The 22,018-nt window shown below is 47.9% G+C and carries 21 protein-coding genes and 1 other annotated feature; of the genes, 5 read left to right on the top strand and 16 right to left on the bottom strand.

Annotated elements, in window-relative coordinates:
* Positions 1–388 precede the first annotated feature (388 nt).
* The 6 genes from KNQ13_RS02875 to KNQ13_RS02850 all read right to left on the bottom strand — a co-directional run bounded on the left by KNQ13_RS02875 (position 389) and on the right by KNQ13_RS02850 (position 7,401).
* Positions 389–1,636, bottom strand: coding sequence for a flagellin N-terminal helical domain-containing protein (locus KNQ13_RS02875; protein WP_209547940.1), 1,248 nt, complete (start codon positions 1,634–1,636; stop codon positions 389–391).
* Positions 1,637–1,858: 222 nt separating this feature from the next.
* Entirely contained in the window at positions 1,859–3,142 is a 1,284-nt protein-coding gene (locus KNQ13_RS02870; protein WP_209547939.1) for a methyl-accepting chemotaxis protein, read from the bottom strand.
* Positions 3,143–3,341: 199 nt separating this feature from the next.
* Positions 3,342–4,856, bottom strand: coding sequence for a peptide ABC transporter substrate-binding protein (locus KNQ13_RS02865; RefSeq protein WP_209547938.1), 1,515 nt, complete (start codon positions 4,854–4,856; stop codon positions 3,342–3,344).
* Between the two features lie 95 nt (positions 4,857–4,951).
* Positions 4,952–5,187 (bottom strand) — a binding site (T-box leader).
* Positions 5,188–5,249: 62 nt separating this feature from the next.
* The gene (locus KNQ13_RS02860; RefSeq protein ID WP_209547937.1) at positions 5,250–5,642 is read right to left on the bottom strand and encodes a hypothetical protein; all 393 of its coding nucleotides are present in this window, start codon (positions 5,640–5,642) and stop codon (positions 5,250–5,252) included.
* A gap of 368 nt (positions 5,643–6,010) precedes the next feature.
* Positions 6,011–6,841, bottom strand: coding sequence for a GNAT family N-acetyltransferase (locus tag KNQ13_RS02855; protein WP_209547936.1), 831 nt, complete (start codon positions 6,839–6,841; stop codon positions 6,011–6,013).
* 77 nt (positions 6,842–6,918) lie between these two features.
* On the bottom strand, positions 6,919–7,401 hold the full coding sequence (locus tag KNQ13_RS02850) for a hypothetical protein (RefSeq protein ID WP_209547935.1): 483 nt from the start codon (positions 7,399–7,401) through the stop codon (positions 6,919–6,921).
* A gap of 137 nt (positions 7,402–7,538) precedes the next feature.
* Here KNQ13_RS02850 and KNQ13_RS02845 point away from each other — a divergent pair, with 137 nt between their 5' ends.
* Entirely contained in the window at positions 7,539–8,042 is a 504-nt protein-coding gene (locus KNQ13_RS02845; protein ID WP_209547934.1) for a hypothetical protein, read from the top strand.
* A 47-nt stretch (positions 8,043–8,089) separates the two neighbouring features.
* On the opposite strand, the gene KNQ13_RS02840 is transcribed toward KNQ13_RS02845, so the two are convergent.
* A complete protein-coding gene (locus KNQ13_RS02840) occupies positions 8,090–9,370 on the bottom strand; it encodes a HAMP domain-containing sensor histidine kinase (protein ID WP_209547933.1) in 1,281 nt (426 codons plus the stop codon).
* Positions 9,367–10,026 carry a response regulator transcription factor gene (locus tag KNQ13_RS02835; protein WP_209547932.1) on the bottom strand — a complete coding sequence of 220 codons (660 nt, stop codon included), beginning with the start codon at positions 10,024–10,026 and terminating at the stop codon, positions 9,367–9,369. The genes KNQ13_RS02840 and KNQ13_RS02835 overlap by 4 nt, the downstream gene beginning before the upstream one ends.
* Before the next feature lie 129 nt (positions 10,027–10,155).
* Between KNQ13_RS02835 and KNQ13_RS02830 the strand changes: the two genes are divergently transcribed.
* From KNQ13_RS02830 to KNQ13_RS02815, 4 genes are all read left to right on the top strand, one after another.
* A complete protein-coding gene (locus KNQ13_RS02830; protein WP_209547931.1) occupies positions 10,156–11,286 on the top strand; it encodes a hypothetical protein in 1,131 nt (376 codons plus the stop codon).
* Positions 11,287–11,718: 432 nt separating this feature from the next.
* Positions 11,719–14,544: a sensor domain-containing protein gene (locus KNQ13_RS02825; protein WP_209547930.1), complete on the top strand. Its 2,826-nt coding sequence runs from the start codon at positions 11,719–11,721 to the stop codon at positions 14,542–14,544.
* 80 nt (positions 14,545–14,624) lie between these two features.
* Positions 14,625–15,506, top strand: a complete 882-nt coding sequence (locus tag KNQ13_RS02820; protein ID WP_209547929.1) for a YitT family protein — start codon at positions 14,625–14,627, stop codon at positions 15,504–15,506.
* A gap of 37 nt (positions 15,507–15,543) precedes the next feature.
* Positions 15,544–16,446 (top strand): alpha/beta hydrolase, encoded by a 903-nt coding sequence (locus KNQ13_RS02815; RefSeq protein ID WP_209547928.1) that lies wholly within the window; start codon positions 15,544–15,546, stop codon positions 16,444–16,446.
* A 52-nt stretch (positions 16,447–16,498) separates the two neighbouring features.
* Here the strand turns inward: KNQ13_RS02815 and KNQ13_RS02810 are convergent, their stop codons facing one another.
* The 8 genes from KNQ13_RS02810 to flgM form a co-directional block, all read right to left on the bottom strand.
* Positions 16,499–17,323, bottom strand: coding sequence for a squalene/phytoene synthase family protein (locus KNQ13_RS02810; RefSeq protein WP_071499608.1), 825 nt, complete (start codon positions 17,321–17,323; stop codon positions 16,499–16,501).
* Positions 17,324–17,455: 132 nt separating this feature from the next.
* Positions 17,456–17,683: a carbon storage regulator CsrA gene (csrA, locus tag KNQ13_RS02805; protein WP_014971224.1), complete on the bottom strand. Its 228-nt coding sequence runs from the start codon at positions 17,681–17,683 to the stop codon at positions 17,456–17,458.
* Positions 17,683–18,123 (bottom strand): flagellar assembly protein FliW, encoded by a 441-nt coding sequence (fliW, locus tag KNQ13_RS02800; protein WP_251027303.1) that lies wholly within the window; start codon positions 18,121–18,123, stop codon positions 17,683–17,685. Before fliW ends, csrA begins: the two co-directional genes overlap by 1 nt.
* A gap of 4 nt (positions 18,124–18,127) precedes the next feature.
* Complete coding sequence (locus KNQ13_RS02795; RefSeq protein ID WP_071499606.1) at positions 18,128–18,706, bottom strand: DUF6470 family protein; 579 nt, start codon at positions 18,704–18,706, stop codon at positions 18,128–18,130.
* Positions 18,707–18,723: 17 nt separating this feature from the next.
* The gene (gene flgL / locus KNQ13_RS02790; protein ID WP_209547926.1) at positions 18,724–19,683 is read right to left on the bottom strand and encodes a flagellar hook-associated protein FlgL; all 960 of its coding nucleotides are present in this window, start codon (positions 19,681–19,683) and stop codon (positions 18,724–18,726) included.
* 7 nt (positions 19,684–19,690) lie between these two features.
* Positions 19,691–21,220 (bottom strand): flagellar hook-associated protein FlgK, encoded by a 1,530-nt coding sequence (flgK, locus tag KNQ13_RS02785; protein ID WP_209547925.1) that lies wholly within the window; start codon positions 21,218–21,220, stop codon positions 19,691–19,693.
* Between the two features lie 12 nt (positions 21,221–21,232).
* Positions 21,233–21,640, bottom strand: coding sequence for a flagellar protein FlgN (locus KNQ13_RS02780; protein ID WP_014971229.1), 408 nt, complete (start codon positions 21,638–21,640; stop codon positions 21,233–21,235).
* A gap of 98 nt (positions 21,641–21,738) precedes the next feature.
* Positions 21,739–21,987 (bottom strand): flagellar biosynthesis anti-sigma factor FlgM, encoded by a 249-nt coding sequence (gene flgM / locus KNQ13_RS02775; protein WP_014971230.1) that lies wholly within the window; start codon positions 21,985–21,987, stop codon positions 21,739–21,741.
* Positions 21,988–22,018 lie beyond the last annotated feature (31 nt).

Here is a 22,018-nt window from a genome sequence, read left to right as displayed (position 1 = left end):
TATACGACCAATTACGATTAACGGAGTAATTGGAGAACGCCTTGCGGCTGTTGGTTCGCTTGCTACGCGCATTAGCTTTCGCTAATGATAAGACTATATCTTCATCCTAGGTATACTAGGAGCTGGGCGCTTCCCCCGCCGTTTACGGAGTACGGATTTCATAACCATCGGAAATCTCCATTAGGTCGTCTATCCTAGTCGTTGAACCTTCACCAAGGTTTCCCTACAGGTGCTTGGCTGCTGATTGTCCAATCCTTGACGTTTTTCAGAACGGTCACGCTCGCCGTTTCCAGCCACGTTGTCGTACATCAAGGCTCTAAAGGAGTTCCAGCAATTCACCCAGTCATGCTCTGATCAGTTACCCGATCAGACGCCCGGTGGAATCAAATTACCGTAGGAGTTGAAGAACGCCTTGAGGTGTTTGATTCGATTGAGCCAACATTGCTTGTGCAGCTTGCGCAAGAATCGAGTTTTTCGTTTGGTTCATCATTTCTTTCGCCATATCAACGTCACGAACACGTGATTCAGCCGCTGTTAGGTTTTCAGAAGATGTTTTAAGGTTGTTGATTGTGTGCTCGAGGCGGTTTTGTGTTGCTCCGAGTTTAGAACGCTCTGCAGATACTTTTTGAATTGCAGTATCGAGAACTTTAACAGCAACGTTAGCTTGACCTTGGTTACCAACTTTTAAATCTTTAACACCTAAAGCAGAAGTACCCATATCTTTAAATGCTAATTGAATGTTTTGTCCAGTGTTAGAACCGATGTGGAAAGTTGCTTGTCCATCTGTGTTGATGTTAGCAGCAGCTGTTGTTTCTGTAAAACTTGAAAGTGCGTTTGTAGCAGCACTTCTCACGTTTCCAGATGCATCTTTAACAGTTACAGTAAGACCATTGATTGCTGCACCTGAACCACCTACTGCTGCTGTGATAGAAAGATTTTTATTAGCATCCGCAGCGAGTGTTAGGTTAGTATCCCCAGCAGCACCGTTAGTTGTTCCTAATGCAGCTGTCGTAAGTACTCCAGCAGTAAATGAGTTCGTAACAGTTGCACCATCTTTTACATATGACACACTGATTACGTCAGTTGCTGTGATACCTAAGTTGTTTCCGTTTTTATCAGTTAAAGTTGTCAAAGTATCTGTCAAAGCACTTGCAGTAGCAGTTTTAACTTCTGTATTTTGGTTAATGTTTGCTACAGCAGCTGCTTGTCCTTTATCCATTGAACCGTTTAAAAGATTTTTTGTATTGAATTGAGTTGTATCGCGAATACGATCAACTTCTTTTCCTAATTGGTTAACTTCATCTTGGATGTTTGTACGATCTGCATCAGTATTTGTATCTGTAGCAGATTGGACAGAAAGTTCACGCATCCGTTGAAGGATATCATGCGTTTCGTTAAGTGCACCCTCAGCTGTTTGAATCATTGAGATACCGTCTTGTGCGTTACGTGAAGCTTGATCAAGTCCACGAACTTGGCCACGCATTTTTTCAGAGATTGCAAGACCAGCAGCATCGTCGCCTGCTTTGTTGATGCGAAGACCTGAAGCCAGTTTCTCCATTGATTTACTTTGAGCTGCAGAAGCGCTCGAAAGTTTGTTGTGTGTGTTAAGTGCTGTAATGTTGTGATTGATAATCATTTTAGTTTCCCTCCATAGGAATAAATTTTTTGTCTCTTTGAAGATCCTTCTTCTCCGAGATGCGCCCCCTGGCCGGCCCAAGAGTAGCGCGGTGGTTGTAGTCGATGACTGCTTCCACTCTATATATCGTCGCCGTATCGAAATGTTTAACAGTTTCTCTCAAAAAAAATAAAAAACTTCAAACAAAAATCGCAGACGCTGATGCCGTCTACGATTTCTGATTTACAGACGCGTCGCGCCTGTTTCTTCCTGTAGTTGTTCCGCGACCGCAACCAACTCTTCCATCGCGCCATTAACCTCACCAAGTGAAGCTGCCTGGTGACTAGACGCCTGCAAGACCTGTTCCGCGTGTTTCGATGCTTCTTCGACCATCGCGAGGATATTCGCCGTCGTCAAACCGACCTGATCGATTTCTTTATCCGACTTGATAACGAGTTGATCGACCGACTGAACACGCGAATAAACGCTTTCCGTCGACTGATGAATCTCTTCAAACGACGAACCGGCTTGTTCGACGAGTCCGACACCGGTTGCGACTTCTTTTTGAACGTCCGTCATGGCGTTCGCTGTATCGTTGACGAGACGCTTGACACCGGAAATCAAATCGGTGATTTCTTTCGCTGACGTTGCTGTCTGTTCAGCGAGCTTCTTGACTTCTGCTGCAACGACGGCAAATCCGCGTCCGGCATCGCCAGCACGTGCCGCTTCAATCGATGCATTGAGGCTAAGTAAATTCGTCTGCGCTGAGATATCACTGATGACATCGGTAATCCGTGAGATTTCACCCGTCATGTCGGTCAAGCGACCGTTCAGTGTTGCTGACTGTTCCATCTTGCTTGAAATCATGTGCATCGCCTCGACTGAATCTGTCGCCAGCGTCTTGCCGTTCTCCGCTTCCGTTTGCATGACCGTCGCTGATTTTAAGGCTTCGTTCATTTCTTTTGCCACTTCATTCATCGTCCGTTTGACGGCACCGAGGGCGTCCATCGACAGATAAGCTTGATCGACGTTTTCATTCATCTTCGTCGAGAGCTCTGCCATCGCTGACTGAATGCTTTCGCCCGAGGCATTACCTTCTTGCACGGCGGCTGCGATTTCTTGCGCTGACGCTGTCAATTTATCACTTGAATTGCCCATCTGTGTCGCTTGTTTGCGAATATGTAAGACCATGACTTCGAGTTCATGCATCAATTGATCGACTTCGTCGCCACGTTTGGCTTCTTCGAAATCAACGTTAAAGTTACCGTTTGCGACTTCACGTGCCGTTTCCGTCGCTTTTTCGATTGCTCTGATCGGCTGACGAAGAATCAATTGAATCAACAACGAGCCGAGAATCGAAAGGATTAATCCAATTCCTGCACCAAATAAAATCGCTTGATTTTCTGCGACATCAACTCCACGCGCAAGGAATAATGTCAGCTGTGCTGAAATCCCACCCGTAATGACTGAAATCGCCAAGACCCAGACAAACAACCGCATTTTTAAATTTTTTCGTAATCTACTCATCTTCGAAACTCCCTTTCCTGTTTCAAATCTCATCACTCTTCTTATCGGCAACTTCTGAGAACGCTTTAATAGAATTGACCTGATTTTGCAGTTCACGACTGCATACTTTCGTCACATCGGTAATAGACATAACAAAAAAACACCCAGTCAACGCTTCTTATAGAAGAAGACAGCTGATTGGATGTCTGTTTGTTTTACTTTACTTGCGGTCAATCTCGACGTATTTATAAGAAATATCTGTTCCGACATTGTGACGGGCCAGGTTTTTGACTTCCGTGTTTTGCAGGAAGGCATTTTTTCGTTGGTAGACCGGTGAAATTGCTTGATCGTCGAGTAACATCGTTTCTGCTTCGCTCAACAGCTCCAAACGTTTGTCTTGATCGAGTTCGTTTTCAGCCTGTTTCAAGAGTTTGTCATACTGTTTGTTCGAGTAGTCCATCATGTTAAACGGATTGCCTGTCATGAACAGGTTCAAGTACGTTGTCGCATCTTGATAATCCGGAGCCCAGCTCGCAAGGGACAAGTCGTAATCCCCTCGTCCTTCACGCGCCAACCGTTCTTTTTTCGGCAGCGACAACAGTTTGACATCGACGTTTTGCTGTTTCAGCGATCCTTGAATGTATTCGCCAATTTTTTTCGAGACATCGTCGTCTTCAATGATCATAGTCAGTTCTAACTTCTGATCGGCTAACACTTGTTTTGATTGTGCCGCGTCAAATGACGATTCGATTTGACGGGTCTTGTCGTATTTCAAATCGAGTTCTTTCGGTACGATGTAGTCGGCCGGCAGTGATCCGTTCCCGAGTAACGTCTCCGTCAATGCTTTTTTATCGTAAGCGGCATCAATCGCCTGACGTGTCTTCTGATCTTTGAGCGCTTCCGTTTTTTGATTCATCCGGATGAAGAACATCCGTGAGTCGCTGAACGTGTTGTACTCTTTTTTGTTTTTATACGTCACGACGTTTTCCGAGTTCAGTGGGGCAACGTCCAGTTCACCTGTCTCAAACAAGTTAATCGCAAGCATCGGGTCCTTGATGATTTTGACGTCAACTTCGTCAATCTTGACGTTTTTCCGGTCGGCATAATCGGCGTTTTTTGCGAGTGTATAGCCTTGCTCGGCTTGGTATTTTTTGAATGTGAACGGTCCGTTGTAGACGTTTGTTTTCGGGTCCGTCCCGAACTGCTCGCCTTGTTGTTTTACGATGTCTTCCCGAACCGGCATATACGTCCCAAATGTCGTCATGCTGAGGAAGTACGGTGTCGGGCGTTTCAATTCGATTTGTAACGTCTGATCATCGATGACTTTTGTTTCTTTAACCGGCTCCAGCAAATAAGCGAACGGTGAGTTCGTCTCGATTACCCGCTCATACGCATAGCGGAAGTTTTCCGCTGTGACCGGTTTGCCATCCGACCATTTCGCATTCTGATCGAGCTTAAACGTGTAGACTTTTCCGTCTTCCGACACGCTGTGTGATTTCGCTGCTGCCGGAACGAGTTCGTTATTTGCATCAAACCGGTAAAGTCCTTCGTAGATCTGGTTGAAGATGTTTGACGTGATAGCATCTGCCGGGTCGACCGACAAGAGGTCATAACTTTCCATCGTGTGCAGGACTTTCTTTTCATTTTCCTTTGGTGCTGCTTTTTCTGTTTCCGTCGTCGAGCATCCTGCGAGTAGGAACGCCGTGCTTGCCGCCGCGATCAATGTCTTTTTCATCAAAAATTCCTCCTAAAGATAATGTGCGTTGGATGATTCGGCGTTCCTTGACGTAAAACAAAAGACGTCCTCTATGCCACAGCAAAAGCTGATGCATAGAGGACGCCTGTATCCGCGCGGTGCCACCTCTAGTTGAGATTAAAAATCTCCTCTTGTCGCTGGTCCAACAACCAGCTAGCCCGGTAACGGGGGCAACCGTCCTGTCTACTGAATCGTTCAACAGGCTCTCAGCGGTCCATTCCCTGATCAGCTTACCGCGTCAGGCTCTCACCTTTCCTGACTCGCTTTGTCGGCAGTGTTGACGGTACTTACTCCGCGTCGTTGATTTATTTGATATGGCTTAACTTGCTGTTTACTTTACACGGCTTGTTTTCTCCTGTCAACGAAAAAAGCTTAGAACGGATGGTCCTCTTTGCGTTCCTGTTCTTTTCGGACCGGACGGGGACGGATCGGTTCGACGCGTTCCACATGTGTCCGCGTGAGAATCCGGTTGCCGAATGCCGCATCAAGCAAGATCGTAATCGCTGCCGCCATATGCAACAGCATCCCGACGACCGGGATGACACCGACTGTCGACGCGACGATTCCGACGATGTTCCCTTTTGAGACCCGACCGGCTCGTGCCGTCAAGACGACGACCACGATATGGAACGCTAACATCAACCACAGTGCATTATACCCTGTCCCAATGACAATCAATCCGCCTATAAACGGAATCCCGAGCATTGCCTCTAAACCACCTGATACCCACTTCAACGTCCGTAATGAACCCTGTCGACATTCCATAACGTCGCCTCCTCTTTTTTTCCATATGTTTAGTATACGACAAAACCGGGAGAAGGTTTCAGACTTCTTTTAGATTATGAACTTGTTTTTCCATGTTGTTGAGCTCATCAAAAATAGCATGATTTCTTAAGAAAAGTTTCCGTCGTCCGGGTACGACTCCTACGGGAAAAGGAAGGGCTTGTCCCTTCCGTCAGGAACAGGCAAGACCCGGTCGGCTGAAAGACGACAGCGGCTTGCGTTCCGCCTGAGGAAAGCGCGCCAACGGACGAACGGCAACGATATCGTATTTCTTTAAAAAATAGCAAGACCTAAGGTCTTTTAACTCTACAAAAAAGCCCACTCCCGTGGGCTTTCATCAACCAGACTACTTATAACGCAAGCACGTGGAACTGGTAACCGCGTCCGACAACAAACCCGGCCTCTTTATAGAGATCAAGCGCCCGTGCATTATCCGTCTCGACATCCAGTTCAAGTTGCGTCCGACCGGTGCGGAACATCGCCTGGACCATTAGCTTCAACATTTTTTTACCGTACCCTTTACCCTGTGCTTCCGGACGAACGGCAAACGCATGGATGCTCGCCTGTGTGTCAGATGCGAGGTAAGCCCGAACGACACCAACCGGCTTGCCGTTTGCGACACCGATGAATGTGACACGATCTTCCGACTCGATCGCCTGATAGATCGACTCTGCTTCATCTGCCGTGTTGCCAAATGACGATCCAAGCGTCTCAACGATGAACGGACGATCGTCCTTTGTTGCTTCACGCAGTTCGAAATCCGGATCAGCTTTTAAGAACAATTGTGCTTTCTTGAGCACCATGTTGTATTCCGTCATCCGGTATTCGGCACCAAGTTGACCGAGGACGGCTTGTCCCGACTTACTTTCATCATCAATGACAAACGTAAACGCTTCGACCCCTTGCGGACGAGCTGCTTCTTTTGCCGCTTCGACAAGCGTCTTGAAGACACCTTGCTTCCGGTAATCCGGATCGACGAAGACATTGATTTCCCATTCCGTCGGTAAGTAGGCAAATGCTTGGAGATAGCCAATCAATTTTGTATCATCATAGATTGCAAAATCGTTTTGTCCGACCCAATCCGCTGCTACCTTTAATTCGATGCCATCGTGATCGTTAACACATTTCTCAAGTTGTAAAACTTCTGTCGTTTGTTTAACTTCTGTTACTGTCCATTCCATTTCACTTCACCTCAACCTTTACTATATCGGACCATCAAAAGAAGCACTAGCAAAAGCTGGTGCCCCTTGCAGTTTCCTCATTTTAATTTAAATGTTTTCATCATCGCCGGGACATCACTTGTGATCAAGTTGGCGATTTTTTCTTTACCAACTGCCCCTTTGACGGCTTCTGTCGGCTGGACGTAATAATACGTTTTGTTGCCTTTGGTTCCGAGGTACGTTCCGAATCCGACTTGTTTTTCAAATTGTTTTTTTGATAACTTTTTCGGTTCAAAGTTCAAGTTGACGAGCAATTGGTCTTTGCCCTTCACTTTATAATAGAGCGAAAACGTCCCGCTTCGTGTGACGGTGCCGTATTTCGTCTTGACGGTTTTGTTTTTGACAAGATCGACCTTATCCTGCTTGATCGCTTTCTGCAAGGCTGTCGTCGTCTTGACGGAATAACCAAAGTCTTTGTTTTGAATCGTTCCTGTGTTGTACGTCACGTTACTTGCGCCGAAAGCTGTCACTGGAATTAGACATGCCCCGATTAATACCCCTGTCATTGCTAGTCGTTTCATGCTAACTCCCCCTCAACTCTTCGATAATAGTTAGATTCCCTTTTGTGAAATAGGTAAACTCTATTCTTGAAAAAGATTTGACGGAATTGTCTAAATTTCTTACGATAGAAGTAACGAAACGAAATGGGGTTAAACTGATGGCTGAACAAGAACAATTAACGCAAGAACAGCTCGATAATCTGCTGAAGAATTCGTTTGCGATGCAGGTACCAATCCTCGAGAAGTTCATGAAAGATACACATGACCGCTACGCACTCGCGACGACTTCTTTCAAACGCGATATGAATACGATGAAAGAAAGCGAGTGGCACCAGTTTTTTGCCGGTAAATTGTTACCACACTTCTTCCTCGAGCACCTCGGATTCGGCGCCTCGTTCCGCTTCAACGGACACGACAAAGAAGTTGATTTGCCGGAAAACGTCGTCCCTGTTCGCAATGACGCCGATGACCAAATCGCAAAAGTCGTCCTCGGTGTTGAAAAAGCGATGAAGGACATGCACATCAAAAACCACAATCTGGTCGCGAAATTCTACCAGGAAACACTCGAACTCGCTTGCCAGATGGGCAGCCGTGTCGGGATGAGTGATGAATTCTATACACTCGTCAAACCAAGCCTCGTCCAAGCAAACGATTCCGAATAAGCAAACGTCTCGCTCCTCATCTAGTTGATGAAGGGCGAGACGTTTTTTCATGTGATCCGTTCTTCTCCGAATCGAATATAAAAGCAGGCTCCCTTAAGCGAACTGTCACGAACCCCATATTCAAGTCCATGACTATCCAGAATCAGTCGACTGATCGCAAGACCAAGACCGTGCCCGGATCCTCCGGTCTGTTTGACATAGAGATCCCAAATCGTTGCCCGGTCCGCTTCCGCGACACCACTTCCCGCGTCTTCGACCGTCAGTTCCATTGGTGTCAACTGGACCCGGACTTCACTGCCGGTTGGTGCTGCGACTTGCGCATTCATTAAAAAATTGACGAGGACGCGTTCGAACATCCGGCGATCGACAACAAGACGGACCGGTTCTGTCTCGACGCTCAATATGACCTGGTCTTTGCTGAACGTCGACCGAAGGCGTTCGACCGTCTCCTGCACAAGCAAATCAAGGGCGACTTCCGATTGGTCGAGCGGCATCACCCCCCCGGCAAGTTTCGAGTAGACCAGTGTTTCGTCAATCAACAGACCCAACCGGTCCGCCTCCTCGATGATACTGTCCGTCACTTCCGGTAATTCTTCGACCGGGATCACTCCTGCCGCGAGTGCTTCCGTCTCGTTACGGATAATGGCAAGTGGTGTCCGTAAATCGTGGGTGATCCCAGCGATGAACGATTTCTGCAGGACGTCTTTTTGTACGAGTTGTTCCTGCATCTCGTCCACGGCACGAATCAACTCACCCACTTCGTCATTGGGTCGGACCGGCAAGGTGACATTTTTTCGTCCATCGCCAATCTGTTTGGCGACTCCGCGCAACTCGATGATCGGACGGATGAACCGTCGTCCCATATAGTAGGCAAGTCCTGCCGCCAGCAGTAACGTCACGAATAAAGCGACTCCAATCGCGAGATACACGCCGTCAAGTGCACTACTTGCAAGCGGAGCTTCACGGATTGTCGTGATGACCGTATCCCCGCTCGTCAACTGATACGTCAACAGCCGGTTGCCTTGGACTTCGATGATATCTTTTTGCTTCAGATTATCAAGAATCGGCAGTTCGACGACTTGTCGTCCCCGTCCCCCGATGCGTTCCGTCACGCCGTCACGGGTGATAAAACCCTGGATTTCCCGTGGCACCGGACGATTTTCGGTCAGTGCCTCTTTGAGGATACTTGCTTCCCGTGCCAGTTGATTGTATCGTTCGTCCTCCGCAAAACGGTTGACGAGGAACGCCGTCAGACTGAAGCTGAGTATACCCATAATCAATAACGGGGCGATGACCGCCAGCAAAAACTTTTGCATCAACTTACTCATTCAATCGCCTCCAACCGGTAGCCGACCCGATGGATTGTCTTCAACTGTTGTTTAATGGTCGGGAGTTTATCACGCAACTGTTTGACGTGGGTATCGACGGTCCGCGTATCCCCGCCGAACGTGTAGCCCCAGACCTCGTCCAGGATTTGGTCACGGCTGAGCGCTTCTCCGAGGTGCTCAAAGAAATAGATCAACAGTTCGAACTCCATCTTCGCCAGACTAATCGTCTCCGGTCCACTTTTGACACGGCGGGCCTTTTCGTCAATCGTCACATCTCCCAGCTGCCGTCCGGCGGGTAACCGTTGTTTTAACGCCCGTTCAAGCCGAATGATCAATTCCTTTAAGACAACCGGTTTGACGAGATAATCATCGGCACCCAGTTCGAGTCCAAACACCCGGTCGTCTGCTTCCCCGCGTGACGTCAGCATGAAGACGACGGGTGCCGGATGATTTGACTTGATCGATGGGACGAGCGACCAACCGTCTCCATCAGGTAGACGGACGTCAACCAGTACGGCGTCAAACGTCTCGCCCATCAAATATATTTTGGCCCCTTGAAGCGATTCGGCAAGTGTCACCGTGTAACCATGATGGCGCAAGAATCGTTCCGTGACCTGAGCCAGCTTCAGTTCATCCTCAATTACTAAAATCTTCATCTTCATCCCTCCATCTGTAGTGTACCGCCTTTTTTAGCCGGTTAGCGTTTCTTCGCGATTTCTTTGCAACTTCCTCACAACTTCCGTCCGGACACCCGCTAACATAAAGGATGAAAGGAGTGATCACCCATGCAATTCAAAAAACAATGGATCACCGCATTGACCATCAGCGCCTTAACAGTTGGAGGAGCTTCTGCTTACGCCGCAACCAACGACAGCGATACGGAAACAAAATCAGAACGTCCTCATTTCGAAGGCATGAAAAAACTTGACTTCACCTTACTTCTCAAAAAATTGAATCTGACTCAAACACAAGCCGAGGCGGCTCGGGAAAAAGGCTTATCGATCGCCGATCTTGCGAAACAAAAAGGCATCTCGTTTAAAGACTACAAGGCAGCAGAACTCGCTGCTGCAAAAGAACAACTTGCTTCCCTCGTCAAATCAGGGGACTTAACGAAGTCGCAGGCAGCAGATATGCTAAAACGACATACGGAACGGTTTAGTAGCGTTTCAAGCTACGCCGAGCTAAAAGAGCAAATGCCTAAAGGACATCACGGTGACAAAGGCGGTTTCTTTAACGAATCCTTGATTGCTGACGTCTTAAAAGCCCTTGGATTGAGCCAAGACAAGTTTGATGCCGCCAATCAATCACTCGCTGCCTATGCGAAGGCACAATCGATCAAGTTCGCCGACTACAAAAAAGCGTTGCTCGCTGCTCAGACGACACAACTCGATCAATTCGTCAAAGACGGTAAAATGACGAAAAAACAAGCAACGGACATCAAAGCCCGTCTGACGGAAGAGTTTTCGGACGCTAACAGCTATGATGACTTACCGGACCGCGGTCAACATGGACCAGGCGAACACGGGGAACGTGGTCATGACGTGTTTGGCGATACGACATCTGCCATCTTGAAACGGTTGAACCTCGATGAAGCGAAGTTCAAGGCCGCCGATCAAGCGTTACCGGAATTTGCAAAAGCGAATAACGTCTCGTTTGCGAAATTCGAACAAGCTGTGCTTGCGGAGCAGACAAAAGCGATCGATGCGAAAGTCAAAAGCGGTGCCATCACGAAAAAACAAGCGACAGCCATCAAGGAACGGATACAGGAACGGGCGGATGAAGTCTCCAGTTACGACGACTTACAGCAAAGTCCACGCGGTGGACACGGTCCCGGACGTCATCACGGACTGGACGAAGACCGCCCGGACCAAGCCGATTCAAATGCGAGCGCCACGTCTGTTGATCTTGTCATCTAGTATTCGAATCACGGACAAACTTCAACATCTGCCACTAAGCGGGCATTGTCGAGGTTTGTCTTTTTGTCTTTTTGTCTTTTTCCGTTATGAGCCATCATTTAAGATTTTTTACGTTCTGTGCCGGAGTGAACGATTCGATTGAGTCTGCTTTTGAAGCTCGACTTCTACGGGAAAAGGAAGCTTCGCTTCCGACAGGAACAAGGAAGACCCGGTCGACGGTCAAGGCGACCGCGGCTTCCGTTCCACCCGAGAAAAGCGAGCGCGCAAAAGCTGACTCAACTCGCCCTAACTCCCCTCTTTTCCTCTCATTCTCTAAAAAATGATTCGCTTTTTTTGAAAAAAAAGTCTATTCTTTGAACTTTGATTGCAATTGAGGCTCCCTTACTCCGATACTAGAAAGAGAGTTAAAATTTCTAGTGAGGAGATTTGTCTATGACTTTTTTCGACGCGATGCAACGGCTGAGCCGTTCATCTACATCCCCTCTGTTGATCGGCGGGCTCGAACTGTCCCATCCGGAACGCGTGGAACCTTTTTTCCAACAAAATACGGATGCCGTCTTTTTCTTTAATCACCTTGGTGAAATCGTCTATTTTAACGAGAACCTTCCTCGGATGCTGGGTTATTCTGAAGATACTTTATATAACCATTTCGCCGTCTTTAGCCCACCGGAACAAAACGATTCCGTGACCACCTTTTTCGAACGTGCACTTGCCGGCGAAACCGTTCATTATACGGCCCAAGGATTACATATTGATCAACATCGGCTGACGTTAAAAATCACCAATATGCCGATCGAACAAGATGGTCAGGTCGTTGGTGTATACGGGATCGCACGAGACATCACACGTGAAAAGCAACTCGAAGAGGATGTCGTCCAGATTCGGTCACAACTTGAATTGACGGAACAGATTCCGGAACTCGTTGTATTTCATTATGATCCACAGGCCCGAACGATTGAGTACTCTCCGTCGTTGATCAATTATCTCGGTCTGGGTCCGGAACAACTGAAAGAACTTTCAAACGAACAATTGCACAAGCGAATTCACCCGCGTGACTTCGACCCGCTCCGCTTTCATATGATCCGACTCCTCGACGGAGAAATCGAGACGTTCGAACAGGAAGTATCGGTTCTGAATGCCAAGAACCAATACCAGCTGTTACGCTTAAAGGCTTTACGACGCGACGATCAAAGTGGTCTGATTTCACTTATCCTGTATGATTTGTCGGAAGTCAGTGAAGCCCGTCGCCAACTGGCACTCGAACGTGAACAGACGCGTGAAATCTATGAAGCCCTCGATGCAGCGATTTCGCAAATCGATTTATCGACTGGACGTCTTTTGTTTCATTCCAAAGGATTTTTCCAGATTTTCGAAGAGTTGCCGGAAGATTTGATTCTCAGTCAGGACTGGCTGTTTGAGCGCCTTGACCCACGCGATGTGACGGCGATGAAGCAGTTCATCCGTCGTTTGACTTCCGGAAAATCAAGTACGATTCAATACCGTCTTGTTTTCCCGGACGGCCGTTGCAAGTGGATCGAGGATCAACAAATCCCTGTCTTCCAGCTCGATGGATCGATTGCTTATACGAACAGCATCATGCATGACATCACGTTACAAAAAGAATATGAAGAACGGTTGCAGCAACTCGCGATGCACGATTCCGTCACCGGTTTGCCGAACCGGATCTCATTAACTGAAACCATCAAGGACTGGATGCAAACGAATACCACCTTCTCGATTTTATCGATTTCATTTAACCGGATTTCTGAAATCAACAATGCCTTTGGTCATGCGTCCGGTGATCAGTGGATTCAAGCGACGAGTGCTCTTCTCTACACATCAAAACCGGATGAAGTCTTTTTTGGTCATCTCGGTGGTGATGAATACGCGATGCTCATTCCGTCCTGCTTCAAGCAAGACGTCACATCGTGTGCTGAAGCCTTACTCACGTTATCTGCTGCACCGATTCTGATTGAACCGTACGCCTTGTTTGCTCGGGTCTCGATCGGGATCAGCCGTTTTCCGGATGATAGTCATGATCCGATTGAACTGATGAAACATTCGTATACGGCACTGCGGCGTTCGCGCCGGGAAGACCATAGTGCCGTCCATCATTATGCGTCCAATCTCGATATCGATTACTACCGCCGTTACCGGCTCGAACAAGATTTGCATTACGCGATCGAGCGGAATCAACTGTTTCTCGAGTACCAACCGAAAGTCGATAGCTGGACTGGGAAAATCATTGGTCTCGAAGCCTTGATCCGGTGGCAACACCCGGAATGGGGACGGATTCCACCAAATGATTTTATTCCACTGGCAGAAGAAAGTGCACTCCATATCGCAATTGGCGACTGGGTCGTCGAGACGGCTTGTCAGGCGATGGTCAACTGGTCCCGTGCCGGTGCTGAACTCGTTCCGATTTCCGTCAACGTCTCCCCAAAACGGTTTTTGATCCCCGGGTTCGAGCATCAAATCGAACAAGCTCTGACCACGTACAAGCTGTCGGCCGATCTGCTTGAACTTGAAATCACGGAAGCCGCCTTGATCATGGATGACCCGAACATCAGTCGGACCCTCGAACACTTAAGTCAGCTTGGTGTTCGGATTGCTCTCGACGACTTTGGAAAAGGATACTCCTCAATGGTCTATTTGCAACGTTATCCGATCAACGTCATCAAGATCGATCGGCAATTTGCGACGCATATCGCGGAGGATCGAAAAGCGCAAGCCATCGTCAAAAGTATTCTTTACATGGCGACAGAGTTTAATCTAGCCGTCATCGCAGAAGGCATCGAAACCTTACAACAACTCGAGATGTTCCGGTCCTTGAACTGTCCGAATATCCAAGGTTATTTATTCAGTAGACCGGTGTCGGCAGAGGTGATGGAAAGTTTCCTCTTACGGGAAGTGTTGTATCCGATTGAAGCCTGTTCCCTTGCGTCCGATACCGTTCCGAGTTTCTCCGTCCCAGGAAAAATCAAGATGCTGAAACATCAGAATCAAGCCCTTGATTTTAGTTTTTCAAACATTCAGGCGCACCGGACGAGTACCCGTCATCTCTACTTCACGACGAAAACGCCACTGCCGTTACAGACTGCGACGTTTGAAGTACGGCTCGCCGAAGGGATTCAGATGGTCTCCTGTACCCTGTCCATCATCACCATCGAACAGGGACAATATGTCGGACAATATGAAACGGTCCAAGAAGCTGAACTGGTCTTACGTTTTTTCCAGTCTCTTCGCTATATCGGATAATACCAGCACTAAGGTCGTTCTCGCGCGCCTTAGTGCTTTTTTGTTATAGTAATGAAAAGTGTGTAAAAAGGAGGGATTCGATGCCCGCTGCTGAACAGGCCAAACGACACCGCCGTTCGACGAAATGGCAACTCGTGCGTCGCCTGTTGTTATTGACGATTGGTGCCGTGATTTTTGCGATCGGACTAAAAGGATTCCTTGTCCCAAACAGCATCATCGATGGGGGTATCGTTGGGATTTCGATCATTGCCTCCAAACTGACGGATACGACGCTTGCCTTATGGTTGTTCTTCCTCAATATTCCGTTCATCTTCTTTGGTTATAAACAAATCGGGAAAACGTTTGCTTTGTCGACACTTTATGCCATCTCAATCATGGCGATGGCGACGAAACTGCTCGAAGACATCGGACCGATGACAAGTGTCGATTTACTCGCGACTGTGTTTGGTGGATTGATTCTTGGAATTGGGGTCGGAATTGTCATTCGGGCCAGTGGTTCGCTCGACGGAACGGAAATTTTAGCCGTTTCGTTTAGCCGCTCGACACCTTTTTCTGTTGGTGAGATCGTCATGTTCTTTAACGTCTTCATCTTAGGTGCTGCGGGTTTCGTCTTCGGCTGGGATCGGGCGATGTATTCGTTGATTACGTATTTCATCGCGTTTAAGACGATTGATGTCGTCATTGATGGACTCGATCAGTCCAAAAGTGTCTGGATCATTTCTGAAAACCACGAAGAGATTGGTCTAGCCATCATGGACCGGCTTGGTCGGACGATGACCTACTTAAATGGAGAAGGTGCGTTTTCCGGGGATGACAAAAAAATCATCTTTTGTGTCATCAGTCGTCTGGAAGAAACGAAATTAAAAGAAATCGTCCGTGATTTTGACGAAGAAGCCTTCATCGCCATCGGCAATATTCACGATGTCCATGGTGGTCGTTTCAAGAAAAAAGACATCCATTAAGCAATGGATAGGATCAGAATAGAGAGGGAGGATCGCCGTGTCGTTGTTGAAAAAACACCGTAAGAAACTGATTGCCGGACTAATCGTATTGATCGTCCTGGTTTTGATTGCGATCGTCGGGATTTCCGCCTACGTCGGTTCTTCGTTGACGGAGCCGACGCGGGAACCGCTGACGACCAATCCGAAAAAAGCAGAAGGTCTTGCTTATGAGAATATTTCCTTCCGGTCCGTCAAAGACCGGACGCGCCTGTCCGGCTGGTGGATTCCTAGTGAAGACGCCAAGCTGACGATCGTCTTCGCCCACGGGTACGGGAAAAACCGGGAGCAAAATGATTTGCCGGTTTTACCACTGTTCAAAAAGTTTCATGAAGCCGGCTATAATGTACTGACATTTGATTTCCGGGGATCCGGTGAATCCGAAGGAAAACGTGTCACGGTTGGCGCAAAAGAACAGGATGATTTATTGACGGCCGTTAATTATGCGAAGTCCCGCGCATCCGAACCGGTTGTCCTCTACGGGATCTCGATGGGGGCTGCGACTTCTCTCGTCACGGCACCAAAAGCGGACGTGGCTGGTGTCATCGCCGACAGTCCGTTCAGCAATCTCAAAAATTATCTCGAGACGAATCTGCCGGTTTGGAGTGGACTGCCTAACTTCCCGTTCACACCGATCATCTTGCAGGTGACACCACCGTTGACCGGACTGAATCCGGAACGGGTCAAGCCGATTGAAGCGATTCGCCGAATCGAGTATCCGATTCTCATGATTCATGGGAAAGACGACGATGCGATTCCCGTGACGGAAAGCATGCGCCTCCAAAAAGCAGCACCCCGGTCTGAGTTGTACGTCACGGAAAACGGTGGACATGTCCAGTCCTACAAACATGACCGAGCAGCATATGAAGAAAAAGTCTTATCGTACCTCGAAGATATTCGTTAATCACAAAAACGGAGACCCTGTTCCTAGGAACGAGGTCTCCGTTTAAATTCACTTATCGTTTTAAAACCGCACTTCCGACAATCTTCAAGACTTCCGGTCGACTGAGTTTTTCTTTTCCGCGTGCGAGCGCATCGAGCGTCCCGTGTGCAAGAGCCAGGGGAATCTTACAGAACTCATAAATCGTCGTCTGTTTTGGAATCGATGCCAGATACGCATCCGCTTCCGCTAAGTTCTCGCGTGCATAATTAAACATCGTTTCCGTCGTCCAACCTGGTGGGAAATAGCCGACCCCACGTTCGGCATCTTCTTGTTGATTCCGTAGGATGTTGACAGCCTGCAAGCCGCGTCCAAAACCAATCGCCTGCTGTTTATCGGTCACGATACCGGCTTTCCAGTACCAGATATCCGATAACATGACACCGACGAGTCCCGCCACGTAATACGTATATTCATCCAAGTCAGCAGCTGTTTTAACCGTCCAGTCTCGTTCCGCCCAAACCGCCATCCCTTCCGCCATCTCAGCCGTCGATTCCAGTACTTTCGCCCGAATGCCGACTGGGCAGTAAGCGATCCATTCCGGAAGACGACGTGTCACTTCCGGTAACTGATTGGCATACGGTGCAATCAGCGTCCGGTATGTTTCACTCGAAAATGTTCCCCGCATCAGTAAGGCGGTCTCGCGCAACAAGGTTGTTTTGATGTCTGTCGACAACTCTTCGTGATCCTCGATCTCGTCGATTGCCCGCATACATAAATAAGCAGCGCCGACTGCTTCCTGTAATTCCTGTGATAGACGGCTGATCGGTATATAAAAGGTCCGGCTCGTCGCTTTTAGTACACGATTCGCATCTTTCTTCAGCTGCTTCGTCTCATTCATCCCACTACACTCCCTCTTTAGTCAAAAAGGTTTCTTTTCTCTACATTACTATACACGATTCAAAAGAAATGAGCATTTTTTTCGTGAGATGAAAAAACTTCTTCTGCTAGGACTTAGCAAAAGAAGCCTTGATTATGTATCCGTCCGCTGTTTCAACAATTGGCTCATCAAACCGGTACTTTGCGATGCTTCCGCATTCTCGTCCTGAATCGCCAGATAGATCTCTTTCCGGTGAATATCGATTTGCCGCGGGGCATTGATCCCCAGTTTGACTTGATCGCCTTCAATCGCGAGAATCGTCAACTCGATATCGTCGCCGATTTGAATCGCTTCTCCTGCTTTTCGTTTTAAAACGAGCATCAGCGGCCACCTACTTCGGTCAAACTACCAATCATCCGTCGGTTCGCATACGTTTCGTCGAGGATGATCTGTTTCGCTTGACGACGTTTCGTCTCCATGACGAACGGGGCGCGCAAGTTTGTCGTCGATTCTTGGAACGGTTCCCGTAAGGTCACGGTCGTATAAACAGCAACTTGTGCAGTCTCTTGAATACCCAGTTGTTCTTTGGCCGACTCTGGTAATTCAAACACGTAATCCGGATCAATCCAAAACGGATTTGTCACGACAAACGCACATTCCTCCTGATCAATCGATTGAAACGACCAAAAGGGAACCCCTTCTCCAAACGGTAACAGGATAAAACGCCGGGCATCCGGGAAACCCGGTACTTCTGAAGCAAAGGTAATGATTTCACTTTCATCTACTTGCACCGTACCAAAAAAATCAGTGTTGATTTGCATATGATTATCCTTCCCCATCGAATATGCCGCCGACCGGCCACATATCCAGTTGATTTTGTTCCCGCAGATAAATTTCGACCGTACCTTCCGTGACGTTCAACTCCGGTCGATTGACCTGAACCTCAATCCGTGGTTTCTCAGCCGTATAGTTGAGTTGTACTTCTGCCGGCGTGTAATTGATTTTGACCCGGTCGAGACTACGTGGCGAGAAACCAAGTGTCGTCACTTCAGCAGGCGGCGTGTCCCGCGATTTTGCGACGCGGGCTACTGCATTGCCCCCTTGCTCGATTCGCATCAATTGATCGCCTTCCGCTGCTGCCCGACTAACTGCCTGTTGCCCCATCTGACGACCATATTCCGCATAACGCTGGACGGACTCAAACGCTGGAAGCCGTCCCGTTTCAATCATCGCTTGGGTCGAGTCGATTTCGAGACGTGCTGCGACTGTCTCGATCGACAGATTCCCTTTTGGTTGTTCGATCGATAACGACGCCGGTGCCTGATGCTGCTCAAGCGTGGCTCGGGTCGTATTGATTCCAATCTTCGCTGACGTTTGACGCATCTCAAGATGTGGCAGATTCACCGTCCGTCATTCCCTTCTTAACGTAAGAAATCAAGCAAGGTCGGCTGAATGATCCGCGCCCCCGCGCTGAGTGCCGCACGGTGTAACGTTTCATACGACTTCAGTTCCATGATGACTTTTTCGGCTTCGATGTCTTCGTTATCCGACATGACCGATTTCGCGATAATTTCTTGATCTTCCAGACGCGACGCATTCAATTCGAGTCGGTTGACCCGCGCCCCGAGATCAGCACGCGTTTCGACCGTTTGATTGAGCATACTATCAAGATCTTTTAACATCCCTGACAATTCGGCTCCATTATTTGAACTATCGACGACACCTGCGTCCGAAACCCCACCAAGGGCATCGTATAATTTTTTGAGCGTCGTGAACGTCTCCGGACTAAAGACATTCGTCGGTGAAACGTTGACTTGGACTTCAATTCCGGAAGAAATTTCATAGCGGATGACTTCATTTTCTTTTTCAGTTGGATCACCGTCCGTAAAAACGGTATCAACCGCCTTACCTGGTGTTGTTAAATAGTCTTTCAGACCTTCCATCGAAATGAACGGCTGATCGGTCTTTGTTCCATTAAAAATGGCTTTTTCATTATATTTCGTGTTCGCCAGTGTCCCGATATGTTCAATCAACTGACCAACTTCGCTTTGGATTGCTTTTCGTTGCGTAGCATCATACGTATCCGTCGCAGCTTGTGTCGTCAATTCACGGACCCGGCTCATGGCGGATGTCACTTCGTTCAGTGCAGAGTCCGTCAAGTCCATCCAACCTGTCGCTTCATTGACATTTTTTTTGAACTGTTCGACTTCACGCACTTCCGTCCGGTAACGAATCCCCTGCATCGCGACGACTGGATCTTCAGATGGGCGCTGAATCTTTTTTCCACTGATCAATTGTTCCTGCATCGCACTCAGTTTTTGATAACTGGCCGAGAGATGTCCGATATTCGTTTTCGTCAGCATCGTTTGTGTTACGCGCATTTAGTCATCACCGTCCTACGATTCCCATACCATTGATGATTTTATCAAGCATCTCATCAACCGTAGTAATATTACGCGCTGCCGCGTTGTATGCATGTTGGTACTGAATCATCATCGTCATCTCTTCATCAATCGAAACAGCAGAAACCGACATACGGCGCTGTTCCGCACTTTCCATCAAGACGGCAGAACTCTGACCGAGCCGAGCGACCTGATCCGTTGCGACTGCCATGTCTCCAATGACGTTTTGATAAAACGAACCAATTGTCGTCGTCGTATCGGATCGTTCAAAACGAATGCTTGCCGTCTTCATGTTGGCCAGCTTCAAGGCACCGGCACTATCACCGATGTTCCCGTCCGTCGAGGTAGCAATGTTATCTAGACTCTTTTTAATGTCTGCTCCAAGCGTAATCGACTTCGCTGTGATTGCTTCTCCGTTGGAAGAAACAAAAAATTCACTTGTACCCGCTGTCTTGTCTTTTTTTACATTCGTCGCATGCGCTTCGTTGAATGCAGTCGCAAACGTCGTCGCCATCTCATCCAAATGTCCTTGCATGTTGACGTACTCACCGGTTGCTTGACCATCCTCCACGTGTCCATACATCTCAATCAGACCAATTAATCGACCTGATGAAAAACCGCCGGCTGTGTCAAATGACATCGTTTGTGAATCCGTTTTGAATCCTGTATAAAGACCATTGTCATCTGTTGTAAAGGTCAACGTTCCAGCTTGTGGTAAATCCGAATCCACTGCAAGCAACTTATCACCGTTCGGTAATTTGATTCGAACATCGATCCGACCCTCTGCCGTTTTAACCGTATTTCCAAGTGTTCCTTGCTGAATCGCATCGCCGTCGACTGATACTTTTTCAAAATCGACGTACTCTGCGAGTTCATCGAAATAACGGTCTCGTTCATCATAAAGTGCATTTGGTAACACACCAAGTGGTTCGACCGTATGGATTTCCGCATTGATATTATGAATCTTTTTGAACAGATCATTTACTTTTTTGGTCGAGACCTCAATCTCACTTTTCAAGTCACCTTGTACTTGATTAAGTGCCTTCGCCATATAATTAAACGTTTGTGTCAACGTCTCTGCTTTTTGACGAACGACACTCCGAGCACCGGAATCTTGGGGATTTGTGGATAACGTCTGAAGGGATTCCCAAAACCCATCAAAGGCTTTGGATAAGCCGGTATCGGACGGTTCATTGATGACGTCTTCCATCCGACCGAATGCGGCTTCTTTTGTACCATAATAAGATGTCTTCGTCGCCTCGTCCCGGTATTGTTTATCGAGCATGACATCACGGACACGTTCGAGGAGTTCACCTTTCACACCGGTCCCGATTTGTCCCATCTTTCCTGTCCCGATTGCCATCGACAGTTGTTCTGTTGTCGCCATGACAAGACGTTGCCGTGAAAATCCGACGGTTCCTGCATTGGCGATATTGTTTCCGGTTGACTGGAGTGCCCACTGATTCGTCGTCAGCGCACGCCGGCCTGTTTCAAGCCCCATGAATGTTGATCCCATGTTGTTTCCCCCTTAGGCATTGCGATTGAAGTGTGCGCGGTCCAGCGCGGATTGACCATATGTAAAATCATCGGCTTCCGGTATCAACAGCTCAAGATGCCAGTTGAGATACTGAAGCGACTGTTCGAGCAGGTCGGCATTTAGTTCGTTGAGTGCCTTCAGTTGACCGATTGCCTGGAGCAACTGACGCATGGAATCGACATCTGTCGGATGAACCTGTAGCCATTCCGTCATCGTCATCGTCCCCATCTGCTCGATCCGTTGCTGTTCCAACTGTTCGATTCGTTTCAGATGAACCGGTTCTTCCTTGACGATTTGCGAAAGACGTTGCATGTCGTTTTGAATCAGGACCTGCTTTTTTTCTTCTGCTAGTTTTAATAACGGAATGTGTGCTGCCGTAAGCTGATCGATGAGTTCCATCCGTCCATTCCTCCTTTTCTATTATGTATATGCGTTCATATAAAAAACGACCCGCGCATCCGTGCCCCGAGTCGCCTCTACTGTCTGAGTTAACCTTCTTACAAGTTCAAGAAACGTTCCGCGATTTTTTTCGCATCCGGTTTATAGGTTCCATCCTGAATGGCTTGACGAAGGGATTCGATTTTCTCGGTCCGGGAAGAGGGGGTCTCACTAAAACGCATCCGCGCTTCGCTTGAGATCGTCACTTCATCCGGCCGATTCGTACGTGTTGGTTCTGTTCCTTCTACTTTTTGATTTTTTTCGTACGCTTTAGGCATATTCACCCATTTCGTAGAATCAATTCGCATGTGAACACCTGCTTTCTAGACTACAAGATTC

The sequence above is a fragment of the Exiguobacterium sp. s128 genome (assembly GCF_018618815.1).
In the GTDB taxonomy this organism is placed as follows: Bacteria; Bacillota; Bacilli; order Exiguobacteriales; family Exiguobacteriaceae; genus Exiguobacterium_A; species Exiguobacterium_A antarcticum.
Note: the sequence above shows the minus strand (reverse complement) of the source record. Positions and strands in the feature narration are given on the sequence as shown.